Source organism: Bradyrhizobium sp., assembly GCF_047605465.1.
Classification (GTDB): Bacteria; Pseudomonadota; Alphaproteobacteria; order Rhizobiales; family Xanthobacteraceae; genus Bradyrhizobium.
The window spans coordinates 158778-176743 of the sequence record NZ_JASGFS010000005.1 but is presented as its reverse complement, the minus strand read 5'-3'; the positions used below and the strand labels follow the sequence as shown (position 1 = coordinate 176743).

General features: G+C 65.4%; 19 protein-coding genes and 1 tRNA gene. 8 read left to right on the top strand and 12 right to left on the bottom strand.

Annotated elements, in window-relative coordinates:
- Nucleotides 1-19: 19 nt before the first annotated feature.
- A tRNA-Arg gene (locus QM712_RS07795) sits at nucleotides 20-96 on the bottom strand.
- 598 nt (nucleotides 97-694) lie between these two features.
- Here QM712_RS07795 and QM712_RS07790 point away from each other — a divergent pair.
- Complete coding sequence (locus QM712_RS07790) at nucleotides 695-856, top strand: hypothetical protein (protein WP_415022491.1); 162 nt, start codon at nucleotides 695-697, stop codon at nucleotides 854-856.
- Between the two features lie 86 nt (nucleotides 857-942).
- Here the strand turns inward: QM712_RS07790 and QM712_RS07785 are convergent, their stop codons facing one another.
- The 3 genes from QM712_RS07785 to QM712_RS07775 all read right to left on the bottom strand — a co-directional run bounded on the left by QM712_RS07785 (nucleotide 943) and on the right by QM712_RS07775 (nucleotide 2433).
- A complete protein-coding gene (locus QM712_RS07785) occupies nucleotides 943-1722 on the bottom strand; it encodes a hypothetical protein (RefSeq protein WP_415022490.1) in 780 nt (259 codons plus the stop codon).
- A gap of 170 nt (nucleotides 1723-1892) precedes the next feature.
- Nucleotides 1893-2135, bottom strand: coding sequence for a DUF2273 domain-containing protein (locus tag QM712_RS07780; RefSeq protein ID WP_415022489.1), 243 nt, complete (start codon nucleotides 2133-2135; stop codon nucleotides 1893-1895).
- A gap of 61 nt (nucleotides 2136-2196) precedes the next feature.
- Nucleotides 2197-2433, bottom strand: a complete 237-nt coding sequence (locus QM712_RS07775; RefSeq protein WP_415022488.1) for a hypothetical protein — start codon at nucleotides 2431-2433, stop codon at nucleotides 2197-2199.
- A gap of 266 nt (nucleotides 2434-2699) precedes the next feature.
- Here QM712_RS07775 and QM712_RS07770 point away from each other — a divergent pair, with 266 nt between their 5' ends.
- Entirely contained in the window at nucleotides 2700-3047 is a 348-nt protein-coding gene (locus tag QM712_RS07770; RefSeq protein WP_415022487.1) for a DUF6481 family protein, read from the top strand.
- A 113-nt stretch (nucleotides 3048-3160) separates the two neighbouring features.
- Here QM712_RS07770 and QM712_RS07765 read toward each other — a convergent pair whose 3' ends face one another.
- Nucleotides 3161-3403, bottom strand: a complete 243-nt coding sequence (locus tag QM712_RS07765; RefSeq protein WP_415022486.1) for a pentapeptide MXKDX repeat protein — start codon at nucleotides 3401-3403, stop codon at nucleotides 3161-3163.
- Nucleotides 3404-3723: 320 nt separating this feature from the next.
- Between QM712_RS07765 and dctP the strand changes: the two genes are divergently transcribed.
- The 3 genes from dctP to QM712_RS07750 are packed head-to-tail and all read left to right on the top strand — an operon-like array spanning nucleotide 3724 to nucleotide 6583.
- Nucleotides 3724-4677 (top strand): TRAP transporter substrate-binding protein DctP, encoded by a 954-nt coding sequence (gene dctP / locus QM712_RS07760; protein ID WP_415022485.1) that lies wholly within the window; start codon nucleotides 3724-3726, stop codon nucleotides 4675-4677.
- A complete protein-coding gene (locus QM712_RS07755; protein WP_415022484.1) occupies nucleotides 4674-5228 on the top strand; it encodes a TRAP transporter small permease in 555 nt (184 codons plus the stop codon). The genes dctP and QM712_RS07755 overlap by 4 nt, the downstream gene beginning before the upstream one ends.
- Nucleotides 5225-6583 (top strand): TRAP transporter large permease, encoded by a 1359-nt coding sequence (locus QM712_RS07750; protein ID WP_415022483.1) that lies wholly within the window; start codon nucleotides 5225-5227, stop codon nucleotides 6581-6583. The genes QM712_RS07755 and QM712_RS07750 overlap by 4 nt, the downstream gene beginning before the upstream one ends.
- A 260-nt stretch (nucleotides 6584-6843) precedes the next feature.
- Here QM712_RS07750 and QM712_RS07745 read toward each other — a convergent pair whose 3' ends face one another.
- The 4 genes from QM712_RS07745 to QM712_RS07730 all read right to left on the bottom strand — a co-directional run bounded on the left by QM712_RS07745 (nucleotide 6844) and on the right by QM712_RS07730 (nucleotide 12628).
- Nucleotides 6844-7755 carry a hydroxymethylglutaryl-CoA lyase gene (locus QM712_RS07745; RefSeq protein WP_415022482.1) on the bottom strand — a complete coding sequence of 304 codons (912 nt, stop codon included), beginning with the start codon at nucleotides 7753-7755 and terminating at the stop codon, nucleotides 6844-6846.
- A 5-nt stretch (nucleotides 7756-7760) separates the two neighbouring features.
- Nucleotides 7761-9764 (bottom strand): acetyl/propionyl/methylcrotonyl-CoA carboxylase subunit alpha, encoded by a 2004-nt coding sequence (locus tag QM712_RS07740; protein ID WP_415022481.1) that lies wholly within the window; start codon nucleotides 9762-9764, stop codon nucleotides 7761-7763.
- Nucleotides 9765-9768: 4 nt separating this feature from the next.
- Nucleotides 9769-11373, bottom strand: a complete 1605-nt coding sequence (locus tag QM712_RS07735) for a carboxyl transferase domain-containing protein (protein WP_415022480.1) — start codon at nucleotides 11371-11373, stop codon at nucleotides 9769-9771.
- Between the two features lie 82 nt (nucleotides 11374-11455).
- Entirely contained in the window at nucleotides 11456-12628 is a 1173-nt protein-coding gene (locus QM712_RS07730) for an isovaleryl-CoA dehydrogenase (protein ID WP_415022479.1), read from the bottom strand.
- Nucleotides 12629-12732: 104 nt separating this feature from the next.
- Here QM712_RS07730 and QM712_RS07725 point away from each other — a divergent pair, with 104 nt between their 5' ends.
- Complete coding sequence (locus tag QM712_RS07725) at nucleotides 12733-13761, top strand: AraC family transcriptional regulator (protein WP_415022478.1); 1029 nt, start codon at nucleotides 12733-12735, stop codon at nucleotides 13759-13761.
- 101 nt (nucleotides 13762-13862) lie between these two features.
- Here QM712_RS07725 and QM712_RS07720 read toward each other — a convergent pair whose 3' ends face one another.
- Nucleotides 13863-14162: a DUF3551 domain-containing protein gene (locus QM712_RS07720; RefSeq protein ID WP_415022477.1), complete on the bottom strand. Its 300-nt coding sequence runs from the start codon at nucleotides 14160-14162 to the stop codon at nucleotides 13863-13865.
- A 316-nt stretch (nucleotides 14163-14478) separates the two neighbouring features.
- On the opposite strand from QM712_RS07720, the gene QM712_RS07715 reads away from it, so the two are divergent.
- Entirely contained in the window at nucleotides 14479-16221 is a 1743-nt protein-coding gene (locus QM712_RS07715; protein ID WP_415022476.1) for a caspase family protein, read from the top strand.
- Between the two features lie 46 nt (nucleotides 16222-16267).
- Entirely contained in the window at nucleotides 16268-16804 is a 537-nt protein-coding gene (locus QM712_RS07710) for a hypothetical protein (protein ID WP_415022475.1), read from the top strand.
- 19 nt (nucleotides 16805-16823) lie between these two features.
- Here QM712_RS07710 and QM712_RS07705 read toward each other — a convergent pair whose 3' ends face one another.
- Nucleotides 16824-17312, bottom strand: coding sequence for an Lrp/AsnC family transcriptional regulator (locus tag QM712_RS07705; protein ID WP_415022474.1), 489 nt, complete (start codon nucleotides 17310-17312; stop codon nucleotides 16824-16826).
- Between the two features lie 129 nt (nucleotides 17313-17441).
- On the bottom strand, nucleotides 17442-17747 hold the full coding sequence (locus QM712_RS07700) for an ETC complex I subunit (protein WP_415022473.1): 306 nt from the start codon (nucleotides 17745-17747) through the stop codon (nucleotides 17442-17444).
- Nucleotides 17748-17966 lie beyond the last annotated feature (219 nt).

The window sequence follows — 17966 nt, the reverse complement described above, 5'->3', positions numbered from 1 at the left end:
GAACGCCGGATTCGGCGAATGGCGATCCCAGCAGGACTCGAACCTGCAACCCGCGGAGTAGAAATCCGCTACTCTATCCAGTTGAGCTATGGGACCATCCGGTGCCAGCCGCAGCTGCCGCCTGCTTGTCTTGTATCATGCCAAATATGAAAAATCCGCAGCCTCGCCAAGTCTGAAACGAGCTGTTTTCCTCGGACTGTGTGCGCTGCCGGCTTTCCGGAAGAAATCGAAATGTCGATGGTGAAGTGGCGCGCCGGCGAATGTCCGCGATCCTTGGATCGATCAGATGCGATGTTGTGTGTGCTGGAGCGGATCGGGCCGGCTGCGCCCGCATCGTAAGGTTGATTTGGTCCGGAACCACTACACAGCGAACGCGTTGACCGCGCGGCTTTCAGTGGTGCCGACGCGCCAGCCCGTCGGCTTTGAAGGACCCCGTGCTTCCGCGAGCACGGGGTTTTTCTCATTCCATCGCCCGGCGGCTTGGCGACTGGCCGGGGGCGGTAAGGCCACCGCCTGCAACCGACTCTGGCCGGCCAACGGCTCCTCCGGCCGTTCGCCCCCCCGAAAGGGACCGATGAGGTTAGGTATCATTTGGCCACAAATGTGAATTGCCTCACACGACCGACGGCCAGCCTCCGCTACAGAGACTGGAACCGCTCCGCAGAGCGCGAGAAAGCATGGGGTCTTTCCCGTCATGGCACCAGAAGTCGCCGCAGAAGCGGATGTCTCGACTGAACGGCAGAAACCGGATCTCCTCGGCATCGCCTGCCTCGCGACCATGGGCATCGTGACCGTGGCCTGGATCGGTTTCCTGATCTGGGGCGCCAGCGCCGTACTGAGCTGGCTCACATCGTGAGCCCGACGACGGGATCGTCGAGCCGGTCGAAATGAAAAGAGGCGGGACATCGCCCGCCTCCCTCACGTCAGATTGCAATCAGGGCCTCAGCGGCATGCCCGCGGATCGGCCATGACGTATTGGCCGTTCGGATAGCGGTAGTAGCAATTGCCCTGCGCCCAATAGTATCCGGGCTGCGAAGCGGCTGTCGCGCCGGCGATCGCGCCGGTCGCTCCACCGAGAACCGCACCCGCGGCCGCACCGGTGGCATTGCCCGAGAGCAGGCCTCCCAGTACACCACCGACGATGGCGCCGCCGAGGGCGCTCGCACCGGGGTCGGCAGGCGGGGGCGGCGGCGGAGGTGGCGCATACGCGGCCGGCGGCGGCGCATAAGCCACCGGCACGTCGTCGACGTAGTCCTCCGAAATATAGGCGGGCGGTCCTTCGACCCGCTGCGGATAATAATACCAGACGCCGCCGACGTCCCACCACCAGCCCATGCGGCCGTCGTGGATCTCGTGGCGCCAGCGCCCGCCATCCCAGGCGAGATTGCCCCGATAGCTGTGTCCGCCCCAATCGCGCGCCGGCGCGGGTCCGCGCGCGACGAAGCGTCCGGGCGGCGGACCGCCCGCACTGCGTGGGCCAGGGCCGGGACCGGGGCCCATATGAGCCTGGCCGCCGGGCTGTGGCCCGGGCCGGCCCGCCTGTTGCGGTGGCGGTCCCTTGCGCGCGTTCTGCGGGTTGTTCGGAGGCGGTGCACCGGCGCCTGCTCCAGGTGGCTGGCCGCCCCTCCCCGGGCCTGTCTCCTGCGCATGCGCCGAAAGCGCGAGCAAGGACATGGCCGAAACCAAGGGAATGATGATCTTCATGCGGCTGGACGCACTCATCGTGCCTACCCCCTACTTCTCGATTGCCGTGGTCCCGGGCGCGACCGGTGATTCGACCGCGCCGGGGTGATGCCGACTGCTATAACTGATCCGCCCGATAGGCGGAGTCCCGTTACAAATGTTTAAGATCACGGCAATTTTTCGTTCGGACGCGGCTCGCTGGAGCCTCTCTAACGAGCCGGCTCGATCACATTGCAGTTGGTTCGCCCCGACATCAGGCAATCCTGCATCCGGCTCGCCGCCGTGAGGTCGTGGGCCAGCCAAAGGCCAACGCCGAGGATCACGACAGCGATGATCAGTCCGGCGAGTGCGCCGCGGCGGTTGTCGCCCGAGCGGGGTCTTGTCCGCGCGGTGCCGGGCTGAGACGCGCTCGCCTGGGACTTGGATGCTTCGCCGGTTTCGGGCTTGGACATGGCCACCTTGTAGCTGGGTGAGGCGGCTTTACCACCTCTGCGACCGCACGTCACATCGTGGTCAGCCCCTGCTCGGCTTGATCGCGTCCTTGCGCGACGTCTCGACCGCGGGTACAGCCCCCTGCCCGCGCGGAGCGCAGGTGGTCAGCACGAAGGCGATCTGGGTGCATTCCCAGGCGGCGCCGAGAACAGTGCTCTCATACGTCTGTGGACGGGCCAGCAGCAATACGGCGCCGACCAAGGCCGTGACCGTACAGGTGATAGCGAGCGCCTTCAGGCTCAGCCGGGAAAAAGTCATGGCCGTTGCTCCGTATCATCCGGGGTCGACGCTACGCGCCCTCCCCGTGCTCCCCTGTTGGGGAAATCACAATTCGGCAGTTTTTCCGGGCTACGAGAGATCGTCGGGGTCGAGATTTTTCGTCTACCTGATTGGCTGCGATTTATATGGCTTCGCGGCGCTCAGCGATGTACACGCTGTCCGTCACGCGGCGCCGCGCTATGCCCAGCCGACGTACCCACGATTGGTGATGTAGGATTGAAAGCGAGGATGACAAGGCTCGTTCGATGAGTGGATTCAGGGAACCCGGGTATGCAGACCGGCAAAAGGCGGCACAGGACGCCCGCAAAAATCTTTTGAACAAATTCAAATCGCAGCCGGGACCAGACGATCCCGCTGTCGCCGCACGGCGTGCCGAGCGCGAGGCTCTCGCGGCCAAGCGCACCGAGGCGAAGGCCGCGCGCGAAGCCGAAAAGGCCGAGCAGAAGCGTCTCGCGGAAGAGGTTGCGGCAGCCGAAGCAGCGCGGATCGCGCGCGAAGCCGAAGAAGCCGCTGAACAGCAGGCGGCTCTCGAAGCCGAGCAGAAGGCCAAGCGCGACGCGCGCTACGCTGCGCGCAAGGCCAAGCGAAAGTAACGTTCAATTCAATTTGAACGGAAGCGTCATTCCGGGACGGTCCACATGACCGTCGCCGGAATCTCGCGGCAGCGCGCTCGCCTCTTCAGGCGGATCGCGGCGACGAATGTGGATCAGTTCTTCTTCATCATCCCGTCGTCTTTCTTCATACCGTCCTTCGACATCGAATCCTTCTTCATGCCGTCGTCCTTGGACATGTGATCCTTCTTCATTCCCTCTTTCGACATCGTGTCCTTCTTCATCATGCCGTCGTCCTTGCCCATCTTGTCCTGAGCAAAGGCGGCCGGCGATAGCGCCAGGCCAAGCGAGAGAGCGGCAGCCGAAACGCCGAGCACGATGCGGGTGCGAATGGTCATGATTCATCTTCCCTTCGAGATGGTGTTTGTCAGCGACGGATGCCGCTATCTGGATTCGACGGATCAGCGCCCCCCGCTGTTACGCACCCGCGGATGATTTTCGCCGGTCTCGTCGCCATCCATCGTTCGGTGGAGGAAATTTGCGTGCGACGGCGACCATGAGTGTGCAGCGCAGCAAGGCCGACACTTGCCGCGACGTTCCGTCTCGAACTATCAGATGAGAGAATATCGGGCGGAAGACGGGCTAGGATGGGCGTCCTCGCCAGTCTCGTGACCCACCCAAATCACGTCAAACAAGAACCGTTCAAGGGGATCAATCCATGTTCACGCGCCGCCATCTGCTCGCGACCGCCGTCGCCGCGCCCGCCATCCTCCGATTCGGCATCGGGACCGCGCACGCGGCGACCACGCTGAAGATCTCGCATCAGTTCCCGGGCGGCACCGTCGACAAGGGCGATTTCCGTGACCGCCTTTGCCGCATGTTCGCCGCCGAAGTGGCCAAGCGCAGCAATGGCGACATCGCCGCCGAGATCTACCCGAACTCCTCGCTGATCAAGACCAACGCGCAGTTCTCCGCCATGCGCAAGGGTGCGCTCGATATCAGCCTCTATCCGATGCCTTACGCCGGCGGCGAATTGCCGGAAACCAATATCGGTCTGATGCCCGGCCTCGTCACGACCTACGATCAGGGCCTGCGCTGGAAGAAGGAGCCGGTCGGCAAGGCGCTGACCGACTTCCTCGCCGACAAGGGCATCATCCTGCTGACCTGGGTGTGGCAGGCCGGCGGCGTCGCCAGCCGCTCCAAGGCGATCGTGTCGCCAGAGGATGCCAAGGGCATGAAGGTGCGCGGCGGCTCGCGCGAGATGGACATGGTGCTGCAGACCGCCGGCGCTTCGGTGCTGTCGGTCCCCTCCAATGAAATCTATGCGGCGATGCAGACCGGCGCCTGCGATGCCGGCATCACCTCCTCCACCAGCCTGCTCGAGCCGCTGATGATGTCGAAGGCGATCTTCGACAAGCTGCCGAAGAACCAGCAGGACATCCTGCTTGCGGTTGGTGAAGAGCTCGAAGCCTTCGGCCGCAAGGGCGCGCAGGACGACGACATCGAGGTCGCCAAGGTCTACGAGAAGGCCGGCGCCAAGGTGTCAGCGCTCGATGCCGCCACCGTCGGCAAATGGCGCGACATCGCCCGCGACACCGCCTGGAAGGATTACGGCGCGAAGACCGCGACCGCCGCGAACCTTCTCAAGCTCGCCTCCGACGTCGCGGCATGAGCCACGGTCCGCTTCCGGATCGTGACGACCAGATGAACGTCGCCGCAAGCCAGGGCTTCGCGGCGGCGCTCGATCGTTGTCTCGCCATCCTCAACCGCATCATCGTCGTCTTCGCCGCGCTCGCGCTGGTCGCGTCCTGCGCGATCCTGAGCTACAGCGTGCTCAGCCGCGCGCTGTTCAAGGCCGCCAACTACTGGCAGGACGAGGCCGCGGTGTTCCTGCTGGTCGGCGCGACCTTCATGACGGCGGCCTATGTGCAGCAGAATCGCGGCCACATCGGCATCGAGGCGTTCGTCGGCCTGCTGTCGCCGCTGGCGAACAAGATCAGGCTCTGGCTGGTCGATGCCGCGACGCTGCTGTTCTGTCTGTTCTTCACTTGGAAATCCTGGACGCTCACCCACGAGGCCTATGTCGATGGCCAAGTCTCGAACTCGATGTGGTCGCCGCCGCTCGCCATTCCCTACGCACTGATGGCGCTCGGCATGAGCCTGCTCTGCGTGCAGATCATCGTGCAGCTCGCGCTGCCCTTCGCTGGAGCCAAGCGGCCATGAGCGTTTTCGGTATCGGCCTCGCTTACGGCTTTGCGACGCTGTTCGCGATGTTTTCAGGCATGCCCATCGCCTTCGCGCTCGGCGCCGTCGCGGTCGTGTTCATGGGCATCTACATGCCTGCTGCCTCCCTCGATACGGTGACGCAGAACGTCTACGAGGAAATGGCCTCGATCACGCTGCTGTCGATTCCGCTATTCATCCTGAAGGGCGCGGCGATCGGCAAGTCGCGCGCCGGACAGGACCTCTACTCGGCACTGCATGCCTGGCTGCATCGCGTCCCCGGCGGTCTCGGTGTCGCCAACGTGTTCGCCTGCGCGTTGTTCGCGGCGATGGCCGGCTCCTCGCCCGCAACCTGCTCGGCGATCGGCTCCGCCGGCATCCCCGAGATGCGCAAGCGCGGCTATTCCGGCGGGTTCGCGGCCGGCATCATCGCTGCCGGCGGCACGCTCGGAATCCTGTTGCCGCCCTCGATCACCATGATCCTGTTCGCGGTCGCGGCCGAGAAGTCGCTGGGACGGCTATTCCTCGCCGGCATCGGCCCCGGCCTGCTCCTGGTCTCGCTGTTCGGATTCTACGCGGTGTTCCGCTTCCGCCGGGAATATGCCGCCGCCGAAGCGGCCTACAAGAACGGCGGGCCGGAGACCGCGATCCTCGCCCGCGACGAGTACACGCTCGCGGAACGCTTCAGCGTGCTGCCGCGCGTGATCCCGTTCGTATTGTTGCTGACTGGCGTCATGGCGGCGCTCTATGGCGGTTTTGCCACGCCCTCGGAGACGGCGGGCCTGGGCGGCCTGCTGGCGCTCGGACTGATCGCGGCGATCTACGGCGTGTGGCGGCCGGAAGATCTCGGGCCCATCATGAAGTCGACGGTCCGGGAATCGACCATGCTGATGATGATCATCGGCATGTCGCTGCTCTATTCCTACGTGATGAGCTATCTGCACATCTCGCAATCGGCCGCCGAATCCGTCGTCGCGATGCATCTGCCGCGCTGGGGCCTCCTGTTCGCCATCCTCGTCATGGTGGTCGTGCTCGGCTTCTTCCTGCCGCCGGTCTCGATCATCCTGATGACCGCACCGATCATCCTGCCGCCGCTGCGCGCGGCGAACTTCGACATCATCTGGTTCGGCGTGGTCATGACGATCGTCATGGAGATGGGGCTGATCCACCCGCCGGTCGGCCTCAACATCTTCGTCATCCGCAACGTCGCACCCGACATCCCGCTCAGCGAGGTGATCTGGGGCACATTGCCCTTCGTGCTGTTGATGATGGCCGCGGTGCTGCTGCTCTGCTTCGTGCCGGGGATATCGACCTGGCTGCCGGACCTCGTCATGGGGCCGGACGGGAGCAGGTAGCTCCGCAAACACCGGCGCCGCAGAGTGGGCAAAGGCGTACAACGCCGTGCCCACATCTCTCAGCGATCGGAGTTCCGAATGGCGGGCATGCCGCGCCTTTGCCGCCCGACGGGATCAGGTCGCGCCCAAACGCCGTCATTGCGAGGAGCGAGGCGACGAGGCAATCCAGGCCCCTTCGCCAGAGCCAATCTGGATTGCTTCGCAAAGCCTGTCATCGGGCCGCACCACGCGCGGACCCGTTGGCTCGCCATGGCGGAGCATCAGGAAGCCGTGCGTTTCTTCTTCGCGTTGAGCGCCGATGCCACCCGGCTCACGGGCGGCTTGCCCAGCAGGCCGCTCATCTCGTTGGTGGCGGCGAGCAGCTTCTCCATGTCGACGCCCGTCGTCACGCCCATGCCTTCGAGCATGTAGACGACGTCCTCGGTCGCGACGTTGCCGGTCGCGCCGGGGGCATAGGGACAGCCGCCGAGGCCGCCCGCGGCGGCGTCGATGACGCGGACGCCCTCCTCCATTCCCGCATAGAGATTGGCGAGCGCCTGGCCGTAGGTGTCGTGAAAATGCATCGCGAGCTTGGCGGCGGGAATGTTGACGGCAACCGCGCGCAGCATCTCCTTCGCCTTGTCCGGCGTGCCGACACCGATGGTATCGCCGAGCGAAATCTCGTAGCAGCCGAGATCCCAGAGCGTGTTGGCGAGATCGGCGACGGCCTTGGGCTTGATCTCTCCGTCGAACGGACAGCCCAGCACGCAGGAGATATAGCCGCGCACCGGCACGCCATCGGCCTTGGCGCGCGCCAGCACCGGCTTGAACCGCTCGATGGATTCCGCGACCGTGCAGTTGATATTGGCGCGGGAGAAACCTTCGGAGGCCGCCGCGAACACGGAGACCACCTTCGCGGCGGCCGCACGTGCCGCGTCATAGCCTTTCTCGTTCGGCACCAGCACGTGGAATTCAGCGTCCTTCAAATGGCTCACGCCGCGCAGCACGGCGTCCGAGCTCGCCATCTGCGGGATCGCCTTGGGCGAGACGAAGGCGCCGACCTCGACCGTGGAGAGGCCGGACGCGACGAGTGCCTCGACGAAGGCGATGCGCGCCTCGACGCTGACCGGCGTCTTTTCGTTCTGGAGGCCGTCGCGCGGCCCCATCTCAATGATCCTGACCTGATCGCTCATGTTTCTCATTCACCGGAGGGTTCGACGACGGCCAGCTCGATGCCTTCCTGGACGATGTCGCCGACCTTGCACTTGATGGACTTCAGGACGCCTGTATAGGGCGCGCGCAGCGTCTGTTCCATCTTCATCACTTCCAGCGTCAGGATCGGCGCCCCCTTCTCGAGCATGGCGCCCTCCTCGGCCAGCACGGCGACGACAGTGCCGGGCAGCGGCGCCGCGATCTTGTCGACGCCGGTCTGCTCTTCCGTCTCGCCGCCGAACGGGTCGACCCAGTGCAGGTCGAGGCGGCCGTTGCGCGTGCGCAGATAGAGCTCGTGGCCATCGATCACGGCCGCGACGGACGATTTGACGCCATCGAGCGTCAGGTCGAAGCCGCCATCCTTGGCCACGAACGTGAACGCCAGCGCACGCTCGCCGATCACGAGCGTCGAAGGCCCGCTGCCGTAATTCAGCGTGATCTTCTGCTCGGGCCCGTGCCCGACGCGGAAGGCGAAGCCGCGCTGGCGGCGGCCGACCGGCATCCAGCCGAAGGTCTGCCAGGGTGAGCCCGCATCCGCCTGCGCATCGCGGCGTTCGTCGTTGACGATCGCGGCAACGGCGGCGCAGAGCTCGAGATCCCCGGGAGCCGGGGCCGCGGATGTCAGTGCCGCCAGCTCACGCTCGATGAAGCCGGTGTCGATCGCATTCGCCCGTACCTTCGGGTGCGTGATCAACGCCGACAGGAACGGGATATTGGTGACGATGCCGCGGACGTCGGAATCCTCCAGCCCACGGTTCAGCCGCTCGATCGCGGCGTCCCGCGTCGGCGCCCACGCGATCATCTTGGCCAGCATCGCGTCGTAATAGGGCGAGACGCTGTCGCCCTCGCGGTAGCCGGCGTCGATGCGCAGGCCGCCCGTCTCGGCCGGCAACCGCCAGGTCGAGATCCGGCCGACCGACGGCATGAAGTTCTTGGTCGGGTTTTCCGCATAGACGCGCGCCTCGACCGCGTGACCATTGAGGCGGATCTCGTCCTGCTTCAGGGGCAGCTTCTCGCCGAAGGCGACGCGCAACTGCCATTCGACGAGGTCGATCCCGGTGATCAGCTCGGTAACGGGATGCTCGACCTGCAGGCGCGTGTTCATCTCGATGAAGAACACATCCTTCCCATCCGAGACGAACTCGATGGTGCCGGCACCGACATAGTTGACCGCTCCGGCCGCCTTGCGGGCGGCCGCGCATACCGTCTCGCGCTGCGCGGGATTGAGCGTCGGTGATGGCGCTTCCTCGATCACCTTCTGGTGCCGCCGCTGCAGCGTGCATTCGCGCTCGAACAGCGAGAGCAGATTGCCGTGGCTGTCGCCGATCACCTGCACTTCGATGTGCCGGGGATTGTCGACGTATTTCTCGATCAGCATGCGATCGTCGCCGAACGCCGCCTTGGCCTCTCGCTTGGCGCTGACGATCGCAGGCCCGAGCTCCTCCGCCGAGCGCACGATGCGCATGCCGCGGCCACCGCCGCCGGCGGAGGCCTTCACCAGAACCGGGAAGCCGATCTTGTCGGCCGCCTTCGACAGCGTCGCCTCGTCCTGGGCCTCGCCGTGATAGCCCGGCACCAGCGGCACGCCGGCCTTCTCCATCAGCGCTTTCGAGCCGGATTTCGAGCCCATTGCGGTCATCATCTCGGCGGTCGGGCCGACGAAGACGAGGCCCGCATTCAGGCAGGCCTGCGCGAATTCGGCGTTCTCCGACAGGAAGCCGTAGCCTGGATGGACCGCCTCGGCGCCGGTCTTGCGGGCGGCCTCGATCAACCGCTCGACATTGAGATAGCTGTCGCGGGCCCGTGCGGGTCCCAGCAGCACGGCCTCGTCGGCGAGCGCGACATGCATGGCGTCACGATCGGCCTCGGAATAGACCGCGACCGTACGCAGGCCCATGGCCCGCGCGGTGCGAATGACGCGGCAGGCGATCTCGCCGCGGTTGGCGATGAGGAGCGTGCGAAAACGGCGGTAGAGCTTTGAACGGTCCATCGCATCACATCCTGAACAGGCCGAATTTCGTCGGTTCGATCGGCGCATTCGACGCCGCCGAGAGGCCGAGGCCGAGCACGAGGCGGGTGTCGGCCGGGTCGATCACGCCGTCGTCCCAGAGCCGCGCGGTCGCGTAATACGGGTGCCCCTGGCTCTCATATTGGTCGCGGATCGGCTTGCGGAACTTGTCTTCCTCCTCCTTCGACCAGCTATCGCCCTTGGCCTCGATGTTGTCGCGGCGGACCTGGCTCAGCACCATCGAGGCCTGCTCGCCGCCCATCACCGAGATGCGCGCGTTCGGCCACATCCAGAGGAAGCGCGGCGAGTAGGCACGGCCGCACATGCCGTAATTGCCGGCGCCGTAGGAACCGCCGATCACGACGGTGAATTTCGGCACCGAGGCGGTCGCGACCGCCGTGACCAGCTTGGCGCCGTCGCGCGCGATGCCGCCGGCCTCGTATTTCTTGCCGACCATGAAGCCCGTGATGTTCTGCAGGAACACCAGGGGAATGCCACGCTGGCAGCAAAGCTCGATGAAATGCGCACCCTTCAGCGAGCTCTCGCTGAACAGGATGCCGTTGTTGGCGATGATGCCGACCGGATAGCCCCAGACGTGAGCGAAGCCGCAGACCAGCGTCGTGCCGTAGAGCTTCTTGAACTCGTCGAACTCGGAGCCGTCGACGATGCGCGCGATGATGTCGCGGACATCGAACGGCTTGCGGCCGTCGACCGGCACCACGCCGTAGATTTCCTCGGCCGCGAACAGCGGATCGCGCGGCTGGTGCATGTTGAGGTTCGCGCGCGCCTGCGGCTTCAGCGTGCCGACGATGCGCCGCGCGATGCCGATCGCATGGGCATCGTTCTGCGCGTAGTGATCGGTGACGCCGGACTGGCGCGAATGCACGTCGGCGCCGCCGAGCTCTTCCGCCGTCACGACCTCGCCGGTCGCAGCCTTCACCAGCGGCGGTCCGCCGAGGAAGATCGTGCCCTGGTTCCGCACGATGATGCTCTCGTCCGACATCGCGGGCACATAGGCGCCGCCCGCGGTGCAGGAGCCCATCACGACCGCGATCTGCGGGATGCCCTGGGAGGACATCTGCGCCTGGTTGTAGAAGATGCGGCCGAAATGCCGCTCGTCCGGAAAGATCTCGTCCTGCAGCGGCAGGAAGGCGCCGCCGGAATCGACCATGTAGACGCAAGGGAGGTTGTTCTGCCGTGCGATGTCCTGCGCGCGCAGGTGCTTCTTCACGGTCATCGGATAGTATGTGCCACCCTTGATGGTGGCATCGTTGGCGACGATCACGCATTCGCGTCCCGAGATGCGGCCGACGCCGGTGACGACGCTCGCCGAATGCACGTCACCGCCATAGAGGCCGTAGGCCGCGAGCGGCGACAATTCCAGGAACGAGGTGCCGGGGTCGACCAGCAGGTCGACGCGCTCGCGCGCCAGCATCTTGCCGCGCGCGGTGTGGCGGTTGCGGGACGCCTCGCCGCCGCCACCGGCGACCTGGCTGAGCTTTTCGCGGAGATCGGCGACGAGCCCGCGCATGGCCTCGGAATTGCGCGCGAAATCCTGGGAGGATGGATCGATGCTGGAATGGAGCGGCATGGGGTCCCGCGTTTCTCGTGACGTGATGGGAGGCCGCGGACAGGGTGAACCGGTTTCGCGGCGATTGCGATTGCGTGAGGGCTCAGGCCGTCTCGGCCATCAGTTCGCGGCCGATCAGCATGCGGCGCACCTCCGAGGTACCCGCGCCGATCTCGTAGAGCTTGGCGTCGCGCCAGAGCCGTCCGGTCGGGAATTCGCTGGTATAGCCGACGCCGCCGAGCGCCTGGATCGCCTCGCCCGCCATCCATGTCGCCTTCTCGGCGGAGTACAGGATCGCGGCCGCCGCATCCTTGCGCAGCGCACGCGCGTGATTGGCGCGGTCGCAGGCGCGTCCCACGGCGTAGACATAGGCCCGCGTCGCCTGCCAGGTCGAATACATGTCGGCGAGCTTGCCCTGCATCAGCTGGAAGTCGCCGATCGGCTGCCCGAACTGCTTGCGCTCGTGCATATAGGGGACGACCGCGTCCATGCAGGCCGCCATGATCCCGAGCGGCCCGCCCGAGAGGACCGCGCGCTCGTAGTCGAGGCCGGACATCAGCACCTTGACGCCCTCGCCCGCCTTGCCGAGTACGTTCTCCTCCGGCACCTCGCACTCGTCGAAGAACAGCGGATAGGTGTTGGAGCCGCGCATGCCGAGCTTGTCGAGATGCTGGCCGTGGGTGAAGCCCTTGAAGCCCTTCTCGATCAGGAAGGCGGTCATGCCGCGCGGGCCGGCGTCCGGATCGGTCTTGGCATAGACGACGAGCACGTCGGCGTCGCCGCCGTTGGTGATCCACATCTTGGAGCCGTTGAGCACGTAGCGGTCGCCGCGCTTGTCGGCGCGCAGCTTCATCGAGACCACGTCGGAGCCGGCGCCGGGCTCGGACATCGCGAGCGCGCCGACATAGTCGCCGGAGATCAGCTTCGGCAGATAGCGCTGCCGCTGCGTGTCGTTGCCGTTGCGCCGGATCTGGTTGACGCAGAGATTGGAATGGGCGCCGTAGGACAGCCCCACGGCCGCCGAGCCGCGCGAGATCTCCTCCATGGCGACGATATGGGCGAGATAGCCCATGTTGGAGCCGCCATATTGCTCCGGCGCGGTCATGCCGAGCAGGCCGAGGTCACCGAAACGCTTCCAGAGGTCGGCCGGGAACAGATTGGCCTTCTCGACCTCAGCCGCGCGCGGGGCCACCTCCGCCTCCACGAACGCGCGCACGGTGTCGCGCAGCATGGTGATGTCTTCGCCCAGATCGAAGTCGATGCTCGGGATGTTCAAGGCGAATCCTCCATATTCTTATGGTGCGCCCGAACCTACCTCCGCCCGGGCGCCGCAGCGGTCGAAAAGGTTGCATTTTCCGCCAAGTTTGGCGAGGATTTTTCATGCCTTTCCAAGCCGCGACAGCGACGCCCCGCCGCGCCATGACCCCCGCCGCCTTCGTCCGCGGCGTGGTCGCCGCCTACGCCCGCTACGGGCGGAATCCGGGCGAGGCTCTCGCCAGGGGGCAGGTCACCGACGACCTCGTCCGGTCGCCGGACGGACGCGTGACTGCGACCCAGTTCGAAGCGCTGGCCGGCCACGCCATGCGCGAGCTCGACGACGAAGCGCTCGGCTGGTTCTCGCGGCGGCTGCCCTGGGGCACCTACGGCATGCTGTGCCGTGCCTCGATCACCGCGCCGACGCTGGAAGTCGCGCTCAAGCGCTGGTGCCGGCACCACCGCCTGCTGACCGAGGACGTGCTGTTCGAGCTTTCGGTCGGCGAGGAGACCGCGAGCATCTCCATTCGCGAGCAGCGCGACCTCGGACCTCTGCGCGAATTCTGCCTCGTCACCCTGCTCCGCTACGTGCTCGGCTTTTCCTGCTGGGCCATCGATTCCACGATCGCGCTGCGCGCGGCGGAGTTTCCGTATGGCGAGCCCGGTCACGTCTCGGTCTATCCGACCATCTTCTGCAGGACCCTGAGCTTCGATGCGGACGGCGCCCGCATCGTCTTCGACAAGCACTATCTTTCGCTGCCGCTCGTGCGCGGCGCCGCCGATCTCGACAACATGCTCAAGCGCGCGCTGCGGCTGACAGTGTTGCCCTATCGGCGAGACCGGCTGCTGGTCGAACGCGTGCGGCGCGTGCTCCGCAAGGCGCGCGGACGCATTCTCGGCGCGGCAGATGTGGCGAGCGAGCTGGCGCTCTCCACCCGCACCATGCACCGCCGCCTGCGCGAGGAAGCGACCTCGCTGCGGGATCTCAAGGAAGAAGCGAAATTCGAGCTCGCCAAGCAGGAATTGATGCGCGGCCGCACACCGATCAAGCGCATCGCGGAGATCGCCGGCTTCCGCAACGAGAAGAGTTTTTCGCGGGCGTTCCGTACCTGGACCGGCGCGAGCCCGCGCGAATTCCGCGGCCGCTACCGCTGAAGCGCCCGTCATCGCATCGTCGCGTGATTGTCATGAATTGACGGCCTCCGGGATCGCTCCCGGAGGCCGTATCGTCGCGAAACCGCTCTCGCGTTTCGGCGTTAGTTCGAGTTGGTCTGGCCGCCCGAACGAAGCCTGGTGTGCGACTTCGTCTGCTTCGGCTGGAACGCCAGGGCATCGTTGGTGCTCTTCGCGCCGCCGCTCTGCGAGCACATGCCGCCGATGCCACCGGCTGCCTGACGACAGGCTTCCATCGTCGGATAGCCGCAGCCGTGCGCGGCCTGGGCACCGTTGATGATGCAGAAATCGTCCGCCTTGGCGGCCGGCGCCGTCATCATCAGAAACGCAGAGGCGAACAGCGTCGCAGCGGAGGCGACGAACGTCTTCGAGGTCGAGGTCATGATGTCTTTTCCTAAGCTCAGTGTCCCACAAAAAAATCCTCGGCATGCGACGCACGCTAAGGTTCACACCTCGCATCTAGTCGCCGCCTCTGAGCCGACAATCGCGGATCCGCGCAATGCTGGGGTTATCAATTCACATGTCATAAATAGGTAATCTACTCACGTATTCGTTAGATGGCTGATGCCCGGTTCCTCCGGGGTTTCGCCGCGCCGCAAAACGACAGGAGATACAGGGGGATCCCGGAGATCGATGACTTGGTGAAATGCCGGGTCCGCGCTATGGTCGCGCAGTCATTTTCAGAATCCCTTTTGGCCGATGTCCGGCAGAATCCTGCTTCTCGCGATAACTCTCCTCACCTGCCTTCTTGGACCGGCGCACGCGGCGACGCGCGTCGCGCTCGTGATCGGCATGTCGAAATACCAGGAGGTCCCCAAGCTCACCAATCCGGCCAACGACGCGGACGCGATGGCGGCTTTGTTCCGGCGGGCGGGTTTTGATCTCGTCGAGGGCGAGCACGACCTTGGTATCTCCGGCCTGCGGCGCGCCGTCCGCGACTTCGCCGAGAAGGCGCGCGATGCCGAGATCGCGGTCGTCTATTACGCCGGCCATGGCATCGAGATGGACGGCAACAACTACCTGATTCCGACCGACGCGAAGCTCCTGAGCGATTTCGACGTCCAGGACGAGGCGATGTCGCTCGACCGTGTGCTCAAGGCGATCGAGCCCGCCAAGCGCCTGAAGCTCGTCATCCTCGACGCCTGCCGCGACAATCCTTTCGCCAAAACGATGAAGCGCACGATTGCCTCTCGCGCCATAGGACGAGGTCTCGCCGAAGTCGAGCCCAACAACTCCGACATGCTGATCGCTTTCGCGGCGAAGGCCGGCGCCGTCGCGAGCGATGGCGACGGCAAGAACAGCCCGTTCGCCTCTGCACTGGTCAAGCACCTGACCGAGCCCGGCCTGGACCTTCGCATCGCGTTCGGGCGCGTGCGCGACGAAGTGCTGAAGAGCACGGGAAACAGGCAGGAGCCGTTCGTCTACGGCTCGCTCGGCGGCGACACGCTGGCCCTCGTCCCCAAGACGGTGGATCCCGACGCCCAGGCCAAGGTCGAATACGAGCTTGCCGCGCAGATCGGAACGAAAGAGGCTTGGGACTCCTTTCTGGATCGTCATGCCAGCGGATATTTCGCCGACCTGGCGCGGGCCCAGAACAAGAAGATCGGCGCAGCTCAGGACAACCGCACCAAGGCCGACGATGCCAAACGCGAAGCCGAGGCCCAGGCCACGCAGAAGGCAACCGAATATCGCAAGCAGCTCGAGGAGCAGAGCGCCCGCGAAACCGAGCAAGCCAGGCAGAAGCTGTCCGAGCAATCCAAGAAGGAGCTCGAGGAACAGCGCCGTCAACTCGCCGAGCAGGCACGGCAGGAGCTTCAGCAGGCCAAACAGCAGCTCGAGCAGGCGCAGCGCCAGGCGGAAGCCGCCCGCGAGCAGCTCGAGGAAGCCAAGCGCCAAGGTGCCGCCGACGCGAAGACCCAGGTCGAGACCAAGCCGGCGGTCGAAAATCCCGGTGGGAAGGTTGCGGCTCTCACGCCCGATCAGCCGGCCGCGGCGGCGCAGAGCGCGCCCGCGTCGCCGTCGATGGATCCGTCCGATATCGCCCGTCTCCTGCAGGCCCATCTCAAGCGCGTCGGATGCAATGGCGGTTCGCTCGATGGCAATTGGGACGAAGGCTCCAGGAAGGCGCTCGACCTGTTCAATCGCAACGCCGGCACCAAATTCGACGTCAAGGTCGCAAGCCTCGACGCGCTCGATTTCGTCCGCGGCAGAACGGACCGGGTCTGCCCGCTCGTTTGCGCGAAAGGGCAGAAGCAGGATGGCGATCGCTGCATCCAGATCGCCTGCCGCGCAGGCTACGTGCTGAACGCGAGCGGTGAATGCGAAAAGAAGGCTGAGCCGGCCCCCTCGCCGCGTGTCTCATCCGGCCGCACGTCCCCGCCTCCTTCCGCGCGCGGTGGCGGCAAGTGCTTTTCCTTCGGCGGCAAGACCTACTGCGAATAAGACCTGCTGCGAATGATACTTGGATTGATATTGCAAGGAGACCGACGTGAGACTTTCCAGCGCTGCCCTGTTCATCGTTGCGATCGCGTGTTCATCGGGAGCGCAGGCCGCGCCTCAGAGCTTCTACGGCAAGACCCTGCGCGTCGCCTGGAATGAAGCTCGCAGCCAGCGCGTGCAGGGCGACGCGGCGTTCAAATCCGTCTCGATCCCCCTGTCGTTCACCGTCTATGTCAGCACCAAGGGCCAGCTCTTCAAGCGCCTGACCTCGACGACCGCGTCGGGACGCGTCTCGGGTTCAAAGGATCGCGTCGGCGAGAACAGCGCCGGCGCGGACGGCGCGGGCTCCGTCTCGTTCCAGGGAAATACCCTGATCTCGACGGCCAACAATCACGGGCTCGGCCGCAGAATTCGCATCACCTTCGATGGTGGATCGTCCTGCAGCGCCGAAGTTCTGACCGGCAAGTCGGGCGGCGGCGTCACGAACGTCCGCAGCAATGCGACCGGCAAGATGCTGGAGCTCGAGTCGGTATCGGCCGGAGCGGCCTCCTGCAGCGTTCAGGACGGCAACGCGTTTGCCAATTGAGCGAGACGCGGCGGGCCGCCTAGAGCGAAGCCGCCGCGACCTCCTGCAACGGCAAGGGGACGTCCTTCGCCACACCCAGCACCGGAAAGCTGCGCACGTTCTTCACGTTCGACATCGCCGCGAAATGCAGGAGCTGCTGGCGCATGCTCTCGACGTTCGGCGCGACGCATTTGAGGAGATAGTCGGTGTCGCCCGAAATGCGCCAGCACTGCTGGATGCGCGGGATCGCGGCGATCGAGCTCTCGAACGCCTCCAGTACCGGTTGAGCCTGGCTGCCGAGCTGGATCGAGACGAACGAGACCACCTCGTAGCCGAGCAGCCGCTCGTCGATCACGGCGCGGACGGCCCGGATGACCCCCCGGGTGAACAGGGACTTGAGCCGCCTGAGGCAGTTAGGGGCTGAAACGCCGACGCGCAGCGCCAGCTCGTTGTTGCGGACCCGCCCGTCCTGCTGCAGCTCGGACAGGATCCTCAAATCGACATTGTCGAGCTGGTCACGCCCGGCCATACCCACCTCGTGCTGGTCCAATACCCTGCACCAGCGAAGCATGCGGCGGAATCTCTGCCAAGAGGCGTGCGAACGCAGCCCGCGTCATGGCGGGCCGCTTTTCGAATGGCAGGGCTTGGAAAGCCGAACTCAGTGCGTCCAGGGCTCGCCGCGGCGGAAGGAGAAATTGTCGGAATAGGCCACCGGCCGGCGGAGCGACTCCTGGGGCTCGATCACCTGGTAAGCGATGCCCTTGCGCTCGCAATAGGCGACCGCCTCTTCCTTGGTGGGAAAGCGCAGCGTGATCTGCTGCTTCATGTCGCCGGACGAGGTCCAGCCCATCAGCGGTTCGACGGCGCGGGGCTGCTCCGGCTCGTAGTCGAGCTGCCATTCCCGGGTCTTGGACCGGCCGGATTGCATCGCGTTTTTGGCGGGCTTAAAAATGCGTGCGGTCATTGGTCGTCCGGACCTCTTGCGTCTTTTGTCGATTTCGATGCTTCACGGTAGCAATTGCTGGGAACCGCGGGGATAGTATAGAGACACCTTTCGGGAACTGAACGGTGATTCCGGCCCCCCGATAACCTCGGCCACGGGTATAGTCATTATGCTGCGCCGTGACAATTGCGTACCCGCCTTCCGCGCCGGGATACTCCCCGGCGGCACTGCCCCGCCGAC